Genomic DNA, 14,448 nt, shown 5'->3' on the forward strand with positions numbered 1-14,448 from the left:
ACCATGAGCACCCCCATCCGTCTCGGCACCCGACGCAGCGCGCTCGCGCAGGCGCAGTCGGGCCATGTCGCCGCCGCCCTCGAGAAGGTCACGGGGCGTGCCGTCGAGCTCGTCCCGATCACCAGCGAGGGCGACACCAATCGGGCGTCGCTGTCGGAGATCGGCGGTCTGGGCGTCTTCGCGACCCGGCTGCGCGAGGCTCTGCTCGCCGGCCGTTGCGACTTCCTCGTGCACTCCCTCAAAGACCTCCCGACGGCCGTCCCCGAGGGACTCGTGATCGCTGCGACTCCGCCGCGCGAGGATGCCAGGGACGTGGTGCTCACGCGTCACGGCGCGCCCCTGCACGAGCTCGGCTCGGGCAGCACCGTCGGCACGGGCTCGCCGCGACGCATCGCCCAGGTCCGGCGCCGGGCACCGCAGGCGGAGGTCGTGGACATCCGCGGCAACGTCGACTCCCGGCTCGCGCGGGTGGCCTCGGGCGAGCTCGACGCCGTGATCCTCGCGGCCGCCGGCCTGTCGCGTCTGGGGACCGACTCGCCGCTGAAGCGCGAAGAGCTCGGGCTCGCGGAGTGGCCGACCGCGCCGGGACAGGGGTCGCTCGCGGTGGAGACCAGGGCGGACGCCCCGGAGGAGCTGCGGGAGGCGCTCTCCGCCCTCGACGATCACGACACCCGACTGGCCGTCACGGTCGAGCGCGCCATTCTGGAGGGACTCGATGCCGGGTGTCAAGCCCCCATGGCGGCGCACGCACGCGTCGAGGGCGCCGAGATCCGCATCAGGACGGTCGTGTACGCCCCGGACGGGGGTCGGCGGATCGGGCTCGACGTCACGGAAGCCCTGAACGGGGAGTATATTCATCGGAACGGCAGTGGCAATGGAGCGGATGCTGCCGATGGTGCAGGCCCGATGCACGCAGCGCGCGAGCTCGGGCTCGCTGTTGCCCGTCGGCTGCTCGATCAAGGGGCGGCCGACCTCGTCCCCCGAGAGCACCCCGATTTCTCATGACCACATCCGAAACCAAGCAGGACCGACCGCTGGACGGCTGGCGCATCCTCGTGCCCCGTGGCGGGCCCTGGGGCGACAGTGTCGCCGCGAGCCTGCGTGCCCTGGGCGCCGTGCCGGTCGTCGCCCCGCTCATCAACTTCGCCCCCACGACCGATCAGGACACGCTCGACCGCGCGCTGGAGCAGCTGGCCGCCGGTGAGTTCGACTGGCTGACGGTGACGAGTGCGACCACGGTCGACGTGCTGTTCGCGCATCGCGCGGTCGTGCCCAAATCCACGAAGATCGCGGCGGTGGGCGAGACCACGGCCGCAGCGCTCCAGGCCGTGGGCTACGAGGTGGCGCTGGTCCCCGAGCAGGACAACTCGGCGCAGGGCATGGCTCAGCAGCTGATCGCGCTCGAGCAGGAGCCCCGGCGCATCCTGGCGCTGCGCAGCGAGATCGCGAAGCCGGTGCTGAGCATCATGCTGTCCGAGGCCGGACACGACGTGCACGGTGTGGTCGCCTACCGCACGGTGGGCGTGCCGGTCACGGAGCGCATCCGTCGCGATGTGGAGAACGGCCGCATCAACGCCATCCTCATCACGAGCGGTTCGGTGGCGGAGCAGGTGCGCGAGCAGTTCCCCGACATCCCGGACGAGACCCTGCTCGCCGCGATCGGCCCACGCACCGCGAAGGATGCCGAGCGTGCCGGTCTGCCGGTGTCGGTGGTGGCCGATCGGCAGACCATCGACGCGTTGATCGATGCCGTGTCCCAGTTCACGCTTCCGCACGCGGCAGACGAGTTCGCGCCGTGAGCTTCCCCGACATCCGCCTCCGTCGGCTGCGCCAGTCCCGCGCTGTCCGCGACCTCGTGCGCGAGACCTCGCTCGAGCCCCGTCAGCTCGTGCTTCCGCTCTTCGTGCGCGAGGGACTGACCGAGCCGGCGCCCATCGGCTCGATGCCCGGCGTGGCGCAGCACTCGCTCGACTCGTTGCGTGCCGCCGCCGTCGAGGCGGCCGAGGCCGGCGTCGGCGGGGTCATGCTGTTCGGCGTCCCGGCGGTGCGCGATGCGGTCGGCTCCGGAGCGGACGATCCGCGCGGCATCCTGAACGTCGCGACCGAGGCCCTCGCGGCCGAGGTGGGCGATGCGCTCGTGGTGCAGACCGACCTCTGCCTCGACGAGTTCACCGATCACGGGCACTGCGGGGTGCTCGCGGCGGACGGCTCGGTCGACAACGACGCGACCCTCGAGCGCTACACCTCGATGGCGTTGGCGCAGGCGCGGGCCGGGTCGCAGCTGCTCGGGCTGTCCGGCATGATGGACGGCCAGGTCGCGGTGATCCGCCGGGCGCTCGATGCCGAGGGCTTCACCGACACGCTGATCCTGGCGTACGCGGCCAAGTACGCGAGCGCCTTCTACGGCCCGTTCCGTGAGGCCGTGGACTCCCAGCTGACCGGCGACCGGCGCACGTATCAGCTCGATCCGGGCAACCGCCGCGAGGGCGTGCGGGAGGCGCTGGTCGACGAGCAGGAGGGCGCCGACATCGTCATGGTCAAGCCGGCGATGGCGTTCCTCGACGTGCTGCGCGAGGTGCGCGACGCCGTGACCGTGCCCGTGTGGGCGTATCAGGTGTCCGGCGAGTACGCGATGGTCGAGGCCGCCGCGGCCAACGGCTGGATCGACCGCCGGGCGGCGATCCTCGAGTCGCTGCTGTCGATCCGGCGCGCGGGCGCCGACGCCGTGCTGACCTACTGGGCGACCGAGGCCGCCCGCTGGCTTCGCGGCTGACCGCCCCGCGGCGTCACCGCGCGGACTCCGGCGTCGGTACGGCGGGTTAGCCTGGAAGGGATGCCCGGGAGAGCTCCGCGCATCACCGAGGAGCTGCCATGACCGACCGCAATGACGACCTGTTCTCCGCTGCCCGCGCTGTGATCCCGGGTGGGGTGAACTCGCCGGTGCGCGCCTACGGCTCGGTGGGCGGGACGCCGCGGTTCCTCGCTTCGGCGAAGGGAGCGACCGTCACCGACGCCGCCGGGCGAGAGTACGTCGACCTGGTGGCCTCGTGGGGTCCGGCGCTGCTGGGCCACGCGCAGCCCGAGGTGGTCGCCGCCGTGCAGGACGCCGCAGCGCGGGGTCTGTCGTTCGGTGCCCCGACCGAGGGCGAGGTCGAGCTGGCCGCGCTGATCGCCGACCGGGTGCGTTTCGGCGACCTCCGACCCATCGAGCGCGTGCGCCTGGTGTCCACGGGGACCGAGGCGACCATGACCGCGATCCGACTCGCCCGTGGCGCGACCGGTCGCGACCTGCTGGTGAAGTTCGCCGGGCACTACCACGGCCACTCCGACGGGCTGCTGGCCGAGGCGGGGTCGGGCGTCGCCACGCTCGCGCTGCCCGGATCCGCCGGGGTGCCGGCACCCATCGCCGCACAGACGCTCGTCATCCGCTACAACGACCCCGAGGCGCTCGACGCGGTGTTCGCCGAGCACGGCCAGTGCATCGCCGCCGTGATCGTCGAGGCGTCCGCGGCGAACATGGGGGTGGTCCCCCCGCGGCCCGGATTCAACCGCCTGATCGCCGACACCGCCCACGCTCACGGCGCACTCATGATCCTGGACGAGGTGCTGACGGGCTTCCGCGTGCACCCGGCGGGGTTCTGGGGTCTGCAGGCCGCGGCGGGCGAGGACTACCTCCCCGACATCATCACGTTCGGCAAGGTCGTGGGCGGTGGCATGCCGCTGGCCGCGCTCGGCGGTCGCGCCGAGGTCATGGACCTGCTGGCTCCGCTCGGCCCGGTGTACCAGGCGGGCACGCTGTCGGGGAACCCGCTGTCGGTCGCCGCGGGTCTCGCCACGCTGCGCCTCGCGACGCCCGAGGTCTACGCCACGGTCGACGCCGCGGCGACCCGGGTGGCGACCGCGCTCGACACCGCCCTCAGCGACGCGGGCGTGACGCACGCGGTGGCGTCGGCCGGCAACCTGTTCAGCGCGTCGTTCCGCGCCTCGATCCCGCGCGACTACGCCGAGGCGCAGGCGCAGCAGTCGTTCCGTTACTCGGCGTTCTTCCACGCCATGCGCGAGCACGGTGTCGCGCTTCCGCCGAGCGTCTTCGAGGCGTGGTTCCTCACGGCGGCGCACGGTGAGGACGAGTTGCAGCGCATCGAGGCGGCGCTGGCGTTCGCGGCCCAGGCCGCGGCAGACGCCCGGCCCTGATGTATCCGTGCCCACAACGGATCGTTGCTTTCCTGTGAGCAACTTCCAGCCAACCGGGAGCGCCGCGCTGGCAGACTAAGGGGCATGGTGACGTTGCTGCTGGACCAGACGCAACTCGAAGTCGTGCTCTCGCCCATCGAACGTGCCGCCACCTTCCACCGTGAGAACGTGCGGATCCCGCGCGACACCATCACCAAGGTGCAGCTGACGGACGACGCCTGGACCTGGCTCCGCGGTGTGCCGAACCCCGGGACCCACATTCCGACCGTGCTCGCCGCCGGCAGTTGGAAGGCCGCCGGAACCCTCGACTTCGTGCTCATCCGGCGGCGTCGCCCGAGCGTCGTGATCGACCTCGAGGGCGACCCGCAGTACAACCGGCTGATCCTCACCACGCGGCACGGCCTCGCACTCACGCAGGCGCTGCGGCTCGAGGTGTCGGACGAGCCGGCGAGCGTCGAGGAGATCGTCGCCACCGCACCGACGCCCGTGTCGAAGGGCAGCCGTCGTCCGGTCATCCGCCCGCGGCCGGCCTAGCAGCCCCACGAACGACAGACGCCCTCCCGGCCGTAGCCGGGAGGGCGTCTCGTGTCTCGGGCTCAGCCGCGGTGCTCGTCGCCGTCGGTGTGCTGCTCGCGATCGTGCCCGTCGTGATCGTGCGCGTCGCTCTGCCCGTCGTCGTGACCGTGGCCCTCGCGGTCGCGGTCGTCGTCGCTGTGCTCGTCGCTGTTCTCGTCGCTGTGCTCGCCGTCGTGCTCGTCGCTGTTCTCGCCGTCGTGCTCGCCGCTGTGCTCGTCGCTGTGCGCGGGCACCGCGTGCCCCTCGCTCTCGTGCCCCTCGCCGTCCTGCACCTCGGCGACACCGTCGTCGGGCCGGTGGTGCGCGTCGGCGGTGCCGTGGTCGTCCTGACCATCGGTCGCGGTGTCGCGCGCGAGCGGGACCGTGTCGATCACGCCGGTGGTCGCGACGCTCCAGTGGGCCCCGGCGTCGTGCGTCTCTCCCGGCGCGCCGGTCGCGGGCACGCTGTCGGCGGTGCTCAGCGGGTAGTCCCGCGGCTCGTCCTCGTAGTACGCGCGTGCGGCGGCGGAGAGCAGGGAGCTGACGGCGGCCGCGCGGGGGTCTTCGTCCTCGTCCGGGGTCGCGGCTCCGTCCGTGCCGCCCGCCTCGAGCGGAGCCTCCTCGGCATCGCGGTCGCCGTGGTCGCCGTGGTCGGCCTCGTCGGTCTCGTCCGCCTCCTCGGCGTCGTCCAGCTCGGCGAAGAACTCGATGCCCGCGGGGTCTTCCTCGATGGACTCGTCATCGGCGGTGCTCACCGGCTCGTCGTCCGCCGGAACCGGATCTGCGGCGGGCTCGTCGGACGCGACCCCGGTGTCGTCCGCCGGCGCCTCATCCGCCGGGCTCTCGCTGTCGTGGGCGTCATCGACGGAATCCAGCGCGGACTCCTGATCGTCGGCGAAGGGCTCGTGGTCCGCGGGCTCCTCTGCTGGAGTTCCGTCTGCCCCGGTTGCGTTCTCCGGAGTCTCGTCTGCCTCGGTTCCGTTCTCCGGGGCCTCGTCCGCCCCCTCCTCGGTCGGTGCGGAACCGGTGCTCCACGCCGAACCGTCCGTTGACTCCGCGTCGTCCGATCCGGTCGAGACATCACCCTCGGAGTCCTGCTCGTCGGTGGACACATGCTCCGGGGACGCGCTGTGGTCGTCGTCGGCGGACTCCGGCGTCGTCGCGAACAGCTGCGCGAGGCTGCGTCGCGTGGGCCGCTCGGTCGGCTCCTCCTCCTGGACCGGCGCGGTGCCGCCGAACAGGATCTCATCGAACGAGGTCGCCGTCTCCGCGTGCGACTCGGACAGGGAATCGCCATCGCCGATCCGCGCCGCGTCCTCCATCGTCACGGGACGCACGTCTTCTTCCACCGGGACGACCGCGACCGGGCCGGTGATCGCCGTGACCTCCGCCACGGTCTCGATCACGTCGGAGTCCTCCGTGTCGGCGGCGGCGAGGTCTTCCGACGCGGGCTCCGCGTCGGTCGACTGCTCGTCCACGTCGTCGTCTTCCGCCGTGGCGTCCGTCGGCTCGGGCACGGTCTCGGTGGTGAGGTCGTCCGCGAGAGCGGCCGCACCCCCGGCAGCCAGAGCCGATGCGGCCGCACCGGCGCCCGCTGTCGCCACGTCGGCGGAGGAATCGCTCGCCTCATCGTTCGTATCGGTCACTGCCGTCTCGCCCGGCGCCGCCCCGCCCGCAGTGGCCGCGGTCGTGTCCGCCGCTGTGCCGAAGCGACCACCGCGCATCAGATCGATGAAGACGTCTTCCAGCGTGGGCCCGCGCTGCACGAGGGTGCTGAGGGCGATGCCGGCCTCAGCGGCCACGGCACCCACCGTGCTCGCGTCGGCTCCGCGCACGGTCAGCCCGGAGCGCAGCACCTCGATGTCGAAGCCCGCCGCCACCAGCGCCGTCGTGAGGCCGGGACGATCCACGGAATCCACGATGACAGACCCGCCGGCCGGGTCGGCCAGGGTCTCGATGCCGCTGGAAAGCACCAGCCGTCCCTTCGACAGCACCAGCACGTGGTCGGCCACCTGCTCGATCTCGCTGAGCACGTGCGACGACACCAGGACCGTGCGCCCCTCGTCCGCGAGACGGCGCATGAGCAGACGCATCCAACGGATGCCCTCCGGGTCGAGGCCGTTCGCCGGCTCGTCGAAGACCAGGGCACCGGGGTCGCCGAGCAGCGCGTGTGCGACGCTCAGCCGCTGCCGCATGCCGAGGGAGAAGCCGCCGATGCGGGAATCGGCCTCGCTCTCCAGGCCCACGAGCGACAGGACCTCGTCGACGCGGGACAGGCGGATGCCGTTGGCCTTCGCGGCGATGGTCAGCTGCCGGCTGGCCGTGCGGCGAGGGCGGTAGACCGTCTCCTCCAGCACGGAGCCGATCGTGCGCAGCGGCTGGCGCAGCTCCGGATAGGCGACGCCGCCGATCGTGGCGGTTCCCGACGTGGCACGCACCTGACCGAGCAGGATGCGGAGAGTCGTGGTCTTTCCGGCGCCGTTGGGACCGAGGAAGGCGGTCACGGCCCCGGGCTCGACGCGGGCGGAGAAGTCCGAGACGGCGGTCACCTCGTTGAAGCGCTTCGTCACATTCGTGAACTCGAGCACCTGTCCTTCAGGCATCCGGCACCTCTCGTCGCGATGAACAGTTCCCCCTATCCTGCCGGAAAACCGCCCCGGAACCCGCATTCCGTGCGGAATTCCACCCCTGGTGAGAAGGTAGCCTGGCACCCGTGACCGATACCTCTGCCGCCCCCCGTGTCCTCGTCCGCACGGAAGGAGCGCTCGGACGGCTCACCCTCAATCGCCCCGAGGCGATCAACGCGCTCGACGAGGACATGATCGCCGAGATCACCCGGGCGCTGGTGGCGTGGCGTGACGACTCCGACGTGCAGATCGTGCTGATCGACGGCGAGGGCGAGCGCGGCATGTGCGCGGGCGGCGATGTGCGCCGCCTGCACGAGCAGATCGTGTCCGGTCACCCCGAGCGGTCGGCCGAGTTCTTCCGCGCCGAGTACGCGATGAACGCGATGATCGCCGAGTACCCCAAGCCGGTCGTGGCGCTGGCCGACGGCATCACGATGGGCGGCGGCATCGGGCTCGCCGGGCACGCGGCCATCCGGATCGTCACCGAGCGGTCGAAGCTCGCGATGCCGGAGACCCGCATCGGCTTCACTCCCGACGTCGGTGGCACGTGGCTGCTCGGGCGGGCGCCGGGACGGTTCGGCGAGTACTTCGGGCTGACCGGGGCGACCATGAGCGCCGCCGACGCGGTGTACCTCGGGTTCGCCGACCACGTGGTGCCCTCCGACCGCCTCGACGCCCTGCGCGACGCGCTCGCGCACCGCGCCGACCCGACGAGCCCCAGCGAGATCGTGCTGCTGTTCGACGAGACGCCGGAGCCGTCGGCGCTCCCGGCATCGCGCGCCTGGATCGACGAGGCGTTCTCCGCGCCGACCGTGCCCGAGATTTTGGAGCGGCTGCACGCGCAGGGCACGACAGAGGCCGCAGCCGTGGCCGATCTCCTCGAGGGGCTCGCGCCGACCGGGCTGGTCGTGACGCTCGACGCCGTGCGTGAGGCGCGGGAGCTGCCGGGACTGCGCGCCGCGCTCGAGGGGGAGTACCGACGGGTGCTGTGGTTCGTCAACGAGCACCCGGACCTCGTGGAGGGCATCCGCGCGCAGCTGGTCGACAAGGACCGCAACCCGAAGTGGCAGCCGGCGACCCTCGCCGAGCTGCCGGCGGACGCGGGTGCGCCGGCCCGCGACTATACGCCGCAGCCGCCGCTGTTCTGAGGTTCAGCCCGCTCGCTGACGCGGGCGGCGATCGGGCAGGCTTCCGGCGGGCCCTTCTTCGTCACCGTGCAGAAAAGTGCTGATCGCACGGGATGCGGTTCGCTGTGAGCGAAGGTCCGCCCCCAGGGGGATACGAATGTCCCCGCTTCGTGGCACGCTGTCCTATGGCCGGTCGTCGGTCGGCATCCGTCTGCCGGGAGATCCGCCGCCTCCTCCTTCCTAGAAAGTCCGCCTGTGCTGGGAAAAATCCTCCTCCGCTATCTGTCCCGATATAAGTGGCTCCTCGCGGCCGTGCTGGTCTTCCAGTTCGCCAGCGCGGCTGCCACCCTCTACCTGCCCCGCCTCAACGCCGACATCATCGACAAGGGCGTCGCGCAGGGCGACACCGCCTACATCTGGCGTACCGGGCTGTTCATGCTCGCGGTCTCCCTGGGCCAGATCGTCGCCTCCGTGATCGCGACCTTCTTCGCCGCGCGCGCGGCGATGGGCGCGGGTCGCGACATCCGTGCCGACGTGTTCGGCAAGGTCAGCGGCTTCTCCGAGCGCGAGGTGTCGCAGTTCGGCGCCGGCTCCCTCATCACGCGCAACACCAACGACGTGCAGCAGGTGCAGATGCTGGCGATGATGGGCGCGACCATGCTCGTCACCGCGCCGCTGCTCGCGATCGGCGGCATCATTTTCGCCGTGCAGACCAACGCCGGGCTTAGCTGGCTCATCGCCGTGTCGGTCCCCGTGCTCCTGCTCCTGGCGGCGCTCGTGATCGGCCGCATGGTGCCGCTGTTCCGCAGCTACCAGGGCAAGCTCGACAACGTCAACCGCATCATGCGCGAGCAGCTCACCGGCGTGCGCGTCGTCCGCGCGTTCGTGCGCGAGCGCATCGAAGAGGAGCGCTTCCGCGGAGCCAACACCGACATCATGGTCGTCGGCCGCAAGGTCGGCTCGCTGTTCGTGCTGCTTTTCCCGCTGTTCATGCTCATCCTCAACGTGACCGTGGTCGCCGTGATCTGGTTCGGCGGCATCGAGGTCAACAACGGCACCGTGCAGGTGGGCACGCTGTTCGCCTTCATGCAGTACATCGGCCAGATCATGGGCGGCGTCATCATGGCCAGCTTCATGGCGATGATGATCCCGCGCGCCGCCGTCTCGGCCGAGCGCATCGGCGAGGTGCTCAACACCGAGTCGACCATGACGCGCCCCGCGAACGGCGTCACCGCGTTCCCGACGCCGGGTGCGGTCGCGTTCGACGACGTTGCCTTCACCTACCCGGGCGCCGACGCGCCCGTACTGACCGGCATCAGCTTCGCGGCGCAGCCGGGTGAGACGGTCGCGATCGTGGGTTCCACGGGTGCGGGCAAGACCACGCTGGTCTCTCTCATCCCGCGTCTGTTCGACGTCTCGAGCGGCTCGGTGCACGTGGGCGGCACCGACGTGCGCGAGGCCGACGTGGAGGCGCTGTGGGACAGCATCGGTCTGGTGCCGCAGCGTCCGTTCCTCTTCACCGGCACCGTCGCGTCGAACCTGCGCTACGGCCGGGAGGACGCGACCGATGAGGAGCTGTGGCACGCGCTCGAGATCGCCCAGGGGCGTGACTTCGTGGAGGAGATGCCCGACGGGCTCGAGTCCCGCATCGCCCAGGGCGGCACGAACGTGTCGGGCGGCCAGCGCCAGCGTCTCGCGATCGCGCGGGCCATCGTGCACCAGCCGAAGGTGCTCGTGTTCGACGACTCCTTCTCGGCGCTCGACCTGACCACGGACGCGCGACTGCGGCAGGCGCTGTGGCGCGAGCTGCCGCACGTCACGAAGATCGTGGTCGCCCAGCGTGTCTCCACCATCACCGACGCCGATCGCATCGTGGTGCTCGAGGGCGGCACGATGGTGGGCGTCGGCACGCACGAGGAGCTGCTGGAGACCAGCGGCACCTATCGAGAGATCGTCGAGTCGCAGCTGGGGGTGGACGCATGAGCGCGCAGGACGACAAGCGCACCGCCGCGCCGAAGCGCGGACGGGGGAAGGCCCCGGCGCAGACCGAGGAGCGCGAGCTCACGGCGGAAGAGCAGTACGAGGCCGAGCTCGCGGAGCAGGCACGGCAGAACGGCGGCGGCTGGGACAGCGTCGCGCCGGGCAAGGCCGACAACTTCGGGCCGAGCTTCGCCCGCATGATCGGACTGCTCAAGCCCTCGGCCGTGTGGTTCGTGTTCGTGTCGATCCTCGGGGCCCTGGGCGTCGTGCTGACGGTCGCAGCTCCCAAGGTCCTGGCCGAGGCGACCAACATCGTCTACCGCGGCTTCATCTCCATCCAGCTCGGCCAGCCGAACGGCGACTTCCCCGGCTTCCCCGCCGGAACGTCGCAGGACGTGGTGGTCGATGCGCTGCGCGGAGCGGGACAGGACGACTTCGCCAACCAGGTCGGCGCCCTCGGCGACTTCCGTGTCGGCGACGGGATCGACTTCGATGCTCTGCGCTGGGTCATCGCCGCCGTCCTCGCGATCTACGTGGTGGCCGCGTTTCTGAGCTGGCTGCAGGGATACGTGATCAACGTCATCATGGTGCGCACCATGTGGCGCCTCCGCGAGGCCGTCGAGGCGAAGATCAACCGGCTGCCGCTGTCGTACTTCGACAGGGTGCAGCGCGGCGAGCTGATCTCCCGCGTCACGAACGACATCGACAACATCACCCAGACGATGCAGCAGTCCCTCTCCGGGGCCCTGACCGCCGTGCTCACCGTGGTCGGCGTGCTGGTGATGATGTTCTCGATCTCGTGGCAGCTGGCACTGGTGGCCCTGGTCGCCCTGCCGCTCATGGGCGTGATCTTCGGCGTCATCGGCCCGCGCTCGCAGAAGGCCTTCGGCACCCAGTGGCGCAAGGTCGGCCGCCTCAACGCCCGCGTCGAGGAGGCCTTCTCCGGGCACGCGCTCGTGAAGGTGTTCGGTCGGGAGCAGGACGCGCTCGACAAGTTCAAGGCCGAGAACGAGGAGCTGTTCCAGGCGAGCTTCAAGGCGCAGTTCCTGTCGGGCATCATCATGCCGGCCATGACCTTCGTCGGCAGCCTCACCTACGTCGGCATCGCGGTGCTCGGCGGCCTCATGGTCGCGAACGGTCAGCTGCGCCTCGGCGACGTGCAGGCGTTCATCCAGTACTCGCAGCAGTTCACGCAGCCGCTGTCGGAGCTGGGCGGCATGGCAGCGGTCGTGCAGTCCGGCACGGCGTCGGCCGAGCGGGTGTTCGACCTGCTCGACGCCGACGAGCAGGAGCCCGACGAGGCCGACGCCCCGCGGCTCGGCGACGGCAAGGGCGTGATCGAGTTCGAGAACGTGTCCTTCTCCTACACGCCGGAGCGACCGCTGATCACCGACCTGTCGTTCCGGGTGGAGCCGGGCCAGACGGTCGCGATCGTCGGGCCGACCGGCGCGGGCAAGACCACGCTGGTCAACCTGATCATGCGGTTCTACGAGCTCAGCGGCGGGCGCATCACGCTCGACGGTCAGGACATCTCGCAGATCACGCGCGACGACCTGCGCTCGCGCACCGGCATGGTGCTGCAGGACCCGTGGCTGTTCGCCGGGAGCATCCGCGAGAACATCCGCTACGGTCGCTCGACCGCGACCGACGAGGAAGTGCTCACCGCCGCCAAGGCCACGTACGTCGACCGGTTCGTGCACGCCCTCCCCGAGGGCTACGACACCGTGCTCGACGAGGATGCGTCCAACGTGTCGGCCGGTGAGCGGCAGCTGATCACGATCGCGCGCGCGTTCGTCGCCCAGCCGTCGATCCTCATCCTGGATGAGGCCACCTCGGCCGTCGACACCCGCACCGAGCTGCTGCTGCAGCACGCGATGGCCGCGCTCCGCCAGGGGCGCACGTCGTTCGTGATCGCGCACCGCCTGTCCACCATCCGCGACGCCGACCTCATCCTCGTGATGGAGCACGGCGACATCGTGGAGAAGGGCACGCACGACGAGCTCATCGCCGCGCAGGGCGCCTACTGGCGGCTGTACCAGTCGCAGTTCGAGCAGGCCGCGACCGACCTCGACGCGGAGGAGGCCCTCACGGGCTCCACGCCCGTGGTCGTCACGGGGGAGGCCGCCGACGAGACGGCACGGGAGCAGGCCGACGACGCGATCGCCGGAGCCTCGGTAGGGGCGAACGTCCCGGCCGCGGAGGCCGCGGCCGCACGAGCGCTGCTCGATGACGGCGCCGAGGGCGCGGACCCCCGCGCCTGACGCCTCGGCGGTCCCGCACCACCGACACGACGCCCCGCTCCGGATCCTCGGAGCGGGGCGTCGTCGTCTGCGCGGCCGGTGAACGGCGGCGCCTGGCTCAGTCGGTGTGGACGGTGATGCCCAGCAGATCGAGCGGGTGCGTCAGGCGCCACCAGGGACTGGGGCCCTCCACGTCTTCGCGCAGCACGAGGGCCGTGTCCTCCGTGTCGAGCGGCCCGGTGGTGGTCAGCGTGCCCACGCGGTCGTCGGCCTCTCGTCGCTCGCCCAGGTCGAACGCGGCGGTCGCGGTCGCGGCGGCACCGTTCCACAGCACGACGTCCGCGTCCTCCGCGGTGACCACGTCCACCTCCTCGCCCCACATCGTGGTGACGCGACCGACCACCGTGCCCGCGGCGACGGCCGGGTCCTCCGTCTGCAGCTCCGCCTCGGCCTGACTGAACAGCGCGCGGGTGGCCGCGAGCCGCGACTCGTCGTCGGCCTGATCCAGCACTGCCGCGAACAGCCGCACGGTCGTGTCGCCCACCTCCACATCCTTCGCGGTGAGGAGGTTCCACCCGATCAGGGTCCCGGTCTTGATGCCGACGACGCCCGGATCGGCCAGCATGCCGTTGGTGTTCACGACCGTCCCCGCGCCGGGAAGCTCGACCGAGGCGGTGCCGACGATCTCCGCGAACACGGGGTTGCGCATCGCCAGCTCGCCCAGCGCGATCAGCGCCTCCGGGGTCGCGACGTTGCGCTCATCGAAACCCGACGGCGTCACCACCGTGATCCCGGTCAGACCACGCTCGCTCAGCCACTCCTCGGCCGCCCTGGCGAACTCGGAGTTCGACCCCCAGATCTCCGAGGCCAGCCGATCGATGTAGTTGTTCGCCGAGCCGAGCAGCGTGCCCTGCAACAGCTGATACTCCGTGAGCACACCGTTGACCGGGACGTCGAGCGCCGACTGATCCTGGCGTCGATAGTCCCAGTAGCGCACGCTGTCGCCGCGGGTGAAACGGAACTCCGGTCCCTGCTCACCCGGCGCCAGCGGCATCCGATCCAGCACCATCAGGCTGCTGACGACCTTCGTGATGCTCGCGATGCTCACCGCATCCGGGATCGACGCCGACGTGGTCATGCCGGCGACCCCCACGGCGGCGCTGCCCTCCGCAGGCCACGTGAGCTCGGCGGCCGTGGCGGGCGTCGTCTCGAACTGCACCGCCTCCACCGCCGGGGGCACCTCGTGCAGCGGCCACAGCAGCGTCGTGCCCGAATAGGCCAGGACGAGCCCGGCCAGCACCCCCAACGGCACCAGCAGGCCGGGGCGCGCGATGGCCGGACGCAGCCGGGCCCCGCGGAACAGCCCCTCGGCGGTCTGCGCCTCCGGCTCGGCGTCCAGCGAGACGGCGGGAGTGTGCGCCGCGACATCGGCCGGATCCACCCAGGTCAGCGCGGTCGCCGGGGTCGCGTCGTCCGCCCACTGCGCGGCCGTACCGGACAGGAGCGCGACCGCTGCATCGTCGTCTTCGGCCGAAAGAGCCGGCTCCGAGACCCTCGCGCGGAACGGCGGCTTGGTCAGCGGCGGCGTCGCTGCCGTGATCGTCGAGGACGCGGAGTCCGCGGCGGGTGGGGCCGACGCGACGGACGGGATCGCGGGATCAGCGGAGGGGGAGACCTCGGCCGCGGGGCGGTCCGTGCTCCCGTCCGCGTCGCCTGCGTCGGCGG

At 71.4% G+C, this 14,448-nt stretch carries 10 protein-coding genes; 8 read left to right on the plus strand and 2 right to left on the minus strand.

Going from position 1 to position 14,448, the window contains the following annotated elements:
- Positions 1-3: 3 nt before the first annotated feature.
- From hemC to DW309_RS08410, 5 genes are all read left to right on the plus strand, one after another.
- Positions 4-1,005 (plus strand): hydroxymethylbilane synthase, encoded by a 1,002-nt coding sequence (hemC, locus tag DW309_RS08390; protein WP_136045112.1) that lies wholly within the window; start codon positions 4-6, stop codon positions 1,003-1,005.
- Positions 1,002-1,799: a uroporphyrinogen-III synthase gene (locus DW309_RS08395; protein WP_136030727.1), complete on the plus strand. Its 798-nt coding sequence runs from the start codon at positions 1,002-1,004 to the stop codon at positions 1,797-1,799. The genes hemC and DW309_RS08395 overlap by 4 nt, the downstream gene beginning before the upstream one ends.
- Positions 1,796-2,773, plus strand: coding sequence for a porphobilinogen synthase (hemB, locus tag DW309_RS08400; RefSeq protein WP_136045113.1), 978 nt, complete (start codon positions 1,796-1,798; stop codon positions 2,771-2,773). The genes DW309_RS08395 and hemB overlap by 4 nt, the downstream gene beginning before the upstream one ends.
- Before the next feature lie 98 nt (positions 2,774-2,871).
- Positions 2,872-4,194, plus strand: a complete 1,323-nt coding sequence (locus DW309_RS08405) for a glutamate-1-semialdehyde 2,1-aminomutase (RefSeq protein ID WP_136045114.1) — start codon at positions 2,872-2,874, stop codon at positions 4,192-4,194.
- 84 nt (positions 4,195-4,278) lie between these two features.
- A complete protein-coding gene (locus tag DW309_RS08410; RefSeq protein WP_136030722.1) occupies positions 4,279-4,728 on the plus strand; it encodes a hypothetical protein in 450 nt (149 codons plus the stop codon).
- A 62-nt stretch (positions 4,729-4,790) separates the two neighbouring features.
- Here DW309_RS08410 and DW309_RS19885 read toward each other — a convergent pair whose 3' ends face one another.
- Positions 4,791-7,352, minus strand: a complete 2,562-nt coding sequence (locus DW309_RS19885; RefSeq protein ID WP_205812685.1) for an ATP-binding cassette domain-containing protein — start codon at positions 7,350-7,352, stop codon at positions 4,791-4,793.
- A 110-nt stretch (positions 7,353-7,462) separates the two neighbouring features.
- On the opposite strand from DW309_RS19885, the gene DW309_RS08420 reads away from it, so the two are divergent.
- From DW309_RS08420 to DW309_RS08430, 3 genes are all read left to right on the plus strand, one after another.
- Positions 7,463-8,524 carry an enoyl-CoA hydratase/isomerase family protein gene (locus DW309_RS08420; protein WP_136045115.1) on the plus strand — a complete coding sequence of 354 codons (1,062 nt, stop codon included), beginning with the start codon at positions 7,463-7,465 and terminating at the stop codon, positions 8,522-8,524.
- A gap of 234 nt (positions 8,525-8,758) precedes the next feature.
- Entirely contained in the window at positions 8,759-10,486 is a 1,728-nt protein-coding gene (locus DW309_RS08425) for an ABC transporter ATP-binding protein (protein WP_136045116.1), read from the plus strand.
- Positions 10,483-12,744, plus strand: a complete 2,262-nt coding sequence (locus DW309_RS08430; protein WP_136045117.1) for an ABC transporter ATP-binding protein — start codon at positions 10,483-10,485, stop codon at positions 12,742-12,744. Before DW309_RS08425 ends, DW309_RS08430 begins: the two co-directional genes overlap by 4 nt.
- 97 nt (positions 12,745-12,841) lie before the next feature.
- Here the strand turns inward: DW309_RS08430 and DW309_RS08435 are convergent.
- A partial coding sequence (locus tag DW309_RS08435; RefSeq protein WP_205812686.1) for a D-alanyl-D-alanine carboxypeptidase family protein occupies positions 12,842-14,448 on the minus strand: 1,607 nt, incomplete at its 5' end.

Origin of the sequence: Microbacterium sp. K41 (assembly GCF_004794395.1) — a bacterium.
Taxonomy (GTDB): Bacteria; Actinomycetota; Actinomycetes; order Actinomycetales; family Microbacteriaceae; genus Microbacterium; species Microbacterium sufflavum.

What these genes read in the sequence shown, in the direction of transcription:
- hemC (WP_136045112.1), top strand. Translation starts at nt 4, where the DNA reads ATGAGCACCCCCATCCGTCTCGGCACCCGACGCAGCGCGCTCGCGCAG.
- DW309_RS19885 (WP_205812685.1), bottom strand. Translation starts at nt 7,352, where the DNA reads ATGCCTGAAGGACAGGTGCTCGAGTTCACGAATGTGACGAAGCGCTTC.
- DW309_RS08430 (WP_136045117.1), top strand. Translation starts at nt 10,483, where the DNA reads ATGAGCGCGCAGGACGACAAGCGCACCGCCGCGCCGAAGCGCGGACGG.
- DW309_RS08395 (WP_136030727.1), top strand. Translation starts at nt 1,002, where the DNA reads ATGACCACATCCGAAACCAAGCAGGACCGACCGCTGGACGGCTGGCGC.
- DW309_RS08410 (WP_136030722.1), top strand. Translation starts at nt 4,279, where the DNA reads ATGGTGACGTTGCTGCTGGACCAGACGCAACTCGAAGTCGTGCTCTCG.
- DW309_RS08405 (WP_136045114.1), top strand. Translation starts at nt 2,872, where the DNA reads ATGACCGACCGCAATGACGACCTGTTCTCCGCTGCCCGCGCTGTGATC.